We start from the raw sequence: 4172 nt of genomic DNA on the forward strand, positions 1-4172 counted from the left end.
GGGGGGGGTTCATAGGGAAACAAAACTTCATTGCAGCTCCCAGCTAATATCGACCAGCACCGAACCGTCGCTGCGGTAAGGCTCGAATTTCGCCCGGTACGAGCGGTAGCCGTCCAACCCGGCGAACGCCGCCTTCAAATCCCGCGTGGCGGCGCCGCCGTCCGTATACCGGATACGCAGCGACTCGCCGCCCTCGCGCATCGCCGCGGCGATCCGGTCGCGCAGCTCGGCGGCAGAGGAGGCCGTATGCTCCGGCTTAAGCCAGATGAGCCCGATTTCCCGCTCCAGCGCCGCGAACCGTTCGCCGGCTTCTCCGCCTTGCGCGGCCAGGTCGGCCAGCGCTTCGCGGTACTCCGCCGGCGCCTCCGGATAGCTCCGCTCCCATCGATGGTCGCGCCGCATCTCCGCGTCCGTCAGCAGGTAATACCGGTAGCTGACCGCATCGCCCCGGTCCGGCAACGGATCGTCCCATGTCACGTCGAGATGGTACCAGCGGCCGTCCAGCCGAACCATGTTCCAGACATGTTCGCCGGTATCGACGGCGCCTTCCGCGATTTTCGCTTCGATCCCCGCCATCGTCAGCATTTTGTAAGCGAGCAGGGCATACCCCTGGCAGACGGCAAGACCGCTGTCGAGCGCCTCGTACGCGGTATAATGACGCAACGACTCGTCATAGGCGAGCCGCCGGACGATCCAGTCGTGGATCGCCTTCACCTTCTCGTGATCGTTCATCTGCGGCGCGATAAGCGACTGCAGCGCGGCAGCCGCCTGACGTTCGACCTCTGCGGATTGCGCCTTGGTTTCGCGATATTTCAAACTGATATCGATAACCGATACCCCGTCGCGGGTTCGAATCGTGTAGTAGAACTTATCCAGAATGTACGCGATATCGTCATGACCGTCCAGCGCGCCGCGAATGAGCTGCGGCAGCCGGGCTGACAGCTGCTTCGGATCGCCCGCGTACGACAGCTTCAATTCGTCCGGCCGCTCCGGCAGCCTGGCGGCCAGTTCCGCTTCCAGCCGCTCCGGCGTCAGCGGCGCCGCGGCGGCATCCGCTTCCGGCATGCCCGCGGCCGCCAAAGCGTCCCGCCAGCCGTCATACCGTCCGAAGCCGAAGACGAGCAGCGCGGCCGCCATAAACAGTATCCAATACGGTTTGCGCATGAGATCCTCCTGACGGCATTCGATTTCCCATTGTTTTCCCATTAATGTACCACAAACGGCACCCAGGCTTCCACTCGCTTCCATATATATGTCCGGCCTGGGAATCTCATGTGCGCTCCTCGCCAGCCGCATCCCGGCTGTCATCCGGCAGGCAGCAGCGGGCTAACGTCGCTTTCAACCCGATGTTGGAAAACGCGAATCATTCACCTTTGTAACCGAACTGTAATGTTTCCTTCATCTTCGTTTCATCTTGCTCTTCTATAATAAGGGACATGACCCCCCTTTATCATATATTCTCTCTTGCAGCCTGCGGCTTCAGCGCCGCAGGTCCTTTGTTTTTTTTCACGAACTTCAAAGGCCGCGCAAGCGATCGCATCGCATTGCGCGGCCTTTGAAATCCGCACTATAATTCGGCTACCGCCTCGACGAATCCGCGAGCCCTCTCCTCGATCAGATCGAACCTTCCGTCGCGCACCCATTCGAGATTGACCAGCTTGCTGCCCATTCCGACGGCGTTCGCCCCGGCACGGAAATAATCGGCAATATTATGTAAGTCGACGCCTCCCGTCGCCATCATCGGAATGTCGTTCAACGGCCCCCGAAGCTCGGCCAAATATTTATAGCCAAGCGAGGCCACCGGGAAAATTTTGACCGCTTCGGCGCCCGACTTCCAGGCGCGGACAATTTCCGTCGGCGTCATGACGCCGGGCCATACGGAGACGCCCTGCGCCGCGCCGTATGCGACGACCGCTTCGTCCAGATTGGGCGAGATCAGAAATTGCGCGCCGGCCGCCACGGCTTCCCGCGCCATATCCATATCGAGCACCGTTCCGGCGCCGATTGCCGCCTGACCGCCGTACTTGCTTCTCCAACGCTCGATGATCGCCGCCGCGCCATCGGTATTCATCGTCACTTCGAGCAACCGGATGCCGCCGGCAAGCAGCGCTTCTGCCGTCCGATCGGCATGCCGGTCCTCGATTCCCCGCAAAATCGCCACAATTTTCTCGGTCAGTAGCAGTTTCAACATTGGGCTCATCCGATCATTCCCCCGTTCGTCATCTCATCGTCCATCGCGTCAGCGTTCCCTTCTTGCTGCCAGTATGCATTTAGAATACGCAAGAACAAGTTCGGAAATGCCAATTCACCCATGTCCTCCGGTCCGATCCAGCGGTAGCCGGGAGGCAGATCGCCGGCCGCCGCCGCCAGCAGCGGCGCCGCTTGTTCGTCCTCGCAGAAAAAGCCCGCGTCATAAACACCGGCAGCTTCCGCGGCAATCCAGGTACGATCGTCTCCCTCGAAACGGAAAGCGCCAGAGCTGTCCAATTCGGCTGTGTAGACGCGCATATGCCAATGAATGTGGCTGAACACATGCTCCGCATCCTCGCGCCAGCCTAACGGCCGGACCGGCAGCCCCGTCTCCCGCATCAGTTCCGCCGCGAGACGTCGGGCCAGCTGCCGGTGCACGGCGTCGTCATTGCCGCCAAACAGCGCGGTCTCGCTCGAGCCTTTCGCCAGCTCGATATGCGGAAGCTCCCACATCCGGGCGAGCAGGCCGCGATCGGGGCGGCGACGCACGAGCACCTGCCCGGCGCGCGGGCCGGTGCCGACGATCAGCGCGGCCAACCGCAGCTCGGGACGGGGCGGCTTCGCCTTCGTCTTGACCGGCAGCTCCCGTTCCTTGCCGGCAAGCCGTCCCGCGCACTGCGCCATGACCGGACATGTGAGGCAGCCCGGCGATTTTGGCGTACAGACTAGAGCGCCGAGCTCCATCAGCCCTTGATTGAAATCGCTGGCCGCGCCTTCCGGGATAAGCGATACGGCCAAGCGCTCGATCTTCTTTCTCGTCGACGGCTTGGCGATATCGTCTTCCAGACAGAAATAGCGGGACAGCACCCGCATGACGTTGCCGTCGACCGCCGGCTCCGGACGATTGAAGGCGATGCTCATAATGGCGCCCGCCGTATAAGGACCTACGCCTTTCAACCTTGCAACGGCTTCCTTGTCGTCCGGCACGGCGCCGCCGTACAGCTCGGCAACCTCCCGGGCTCCCGCCTGCAAATTGCGGGCCCGGGAATAGTAGCCGAGCCCCTCCCACAGCTTCAGCACTTCTTCCTCGGGCGCTTCCGCCAGCGCGACCGCTGTCGGAAACCGTTCCATAAACCGTTCGTAATACGGAATCACCGTTTCCACCCGGGTTTGCTGCAGCATCACTTCGGATACCCATATGCGATAAGGATCGCGGCTGCGTCTCCAGGGCAAATCGCGCTTCGAGGCGCGATACCAGAGCAGCAGCTCGCGGCTAAAAAACGACTTTGCGTCTTCCGCTGTCATGAGGCTCTCCCCTCCCTCCCAGGCATTTGGCGATAGCGGCTTGGGCGAGTACCGGTGCCGTTCTTCGAATCTTTCATAGTTGGTTCAATGCGTCGCGGGTCAAGCGCTCTTTCCTATTATACAGGACAAGAAGGAGCCGCGGTATTCCCGTGGCATTCTCGCGGCATTCTCACGGCACTCCCGCGAATACTCCGGCAAAAGCAGCCTGACTTGCCCGGTGTGCCGGAACCTTCTATACTGTAGGTGATCATACGGGATACGGAGGGAACCGATGTGGCTCAACATAACGGCGTATTCGTCCGCTTCATCGCGGGAGCGGCCATAGCTTGGACAGTACTGCTGGCCTCCGGATGCGGCAGCGCAAACAACGGCAAGTCCGCGCTGGACGGTTCGCCTGAAGTCAACGCCTTATACAAAGACAACTGCATGTCCTGCCATGCCAGCGGCCTCAATGGCCGGATGGGCGAAAAGACCGATCTCCGCAAGGTGGGATCGCGGATGAGCGAAGCGGAGATCTACGCGCAAATCGAGAACGGCAAAGGGCTGATGCCTGCGTTCAAGGACCGGCTTGCGCCGGAAGATATCGAGCGCCTCGCGCAATGGCTCGCCGCGAAAAATAACCGTGCTGCCAGCAAAAAGGGCGTCCGCCGCCAACGGCTTGATATGCTCCCCATATG

At 61.3% G+C, this 4172-nt stretch carries 4 protein-coding genes; 1 reads left to right on the forward strand and 3 read right to left on the reverse strand.

Annotated features, from left to right (window positions below; all coding sequences use genetic code 11):
- Positions 1-27: 27 nt before the first annotated feature.
- The 3 genes from PACILC2_RS25525 to mutY form a co-directional block, all read right to left on the reverse strand.
- A complete protein-coding gene (locus tag PACILC2_RS25525) occupies positions 28-1164 on the reverse strand; it encodes a transglutaminase domain-containing protein (protein WP_213531801.1) in 1137 nt (378 codons plus the stop codon).
- Between the two features lie 403 nt (positions 1165-1567).
- Positions 1568-2200, reverse strand: coding sequence for a bifunctional 4-hydroxy-2-oxoglutarate aldolase/2-dehydro-3-deoxy-phosphogluconate aldolase (locus PACILC2_RS25530; RefSeq protein ID WP_062495589.1), 633 nt, complete (start codon positions 2198-2200; stop codon positions 1568-1570).
- The gene (mutY, locus tag PACILC2_RS25535) at positions 2197-3495 is read right to left on the reverse strand and encodes an A/G-specific adenine glycosylase (RefSeq protein ID WP_062495591.1); all 1299 of its coding nucleotides are present in this window, start codon (positions 3493-3495) and stop codon (positions 2197-2199) included. The genes PACILC2_RS25530 and mutY overlap by 4 nt, the downstream gene beginning before the upstream one ends.
- A 273-nt stretch (positions 3496-3768) precedes the next feature.
- Here mutY and PACILC2_RS25540 point away from each other — a divergent pair.
- A partial coding sequence (locus PACILC2_RS25540) for a c-type cytochrome (RefSeq protein WP_213531803.1) occupies positions 3769-4172 on the forward strand: 404 nt, incomplete at its 3' end.

Origin of the sequence: Paenibacillus cisolokensis (assembly GCF_018403665.1) — a bacterium.
In the GTDB taxonomy this organism is placed as follows: Bacteria; Bacillota; Bacilli; order Paenibacillales; family Paenibacillaceae; genus Paenibacillus_AH; species Paenibacillus_AH cisolokensis.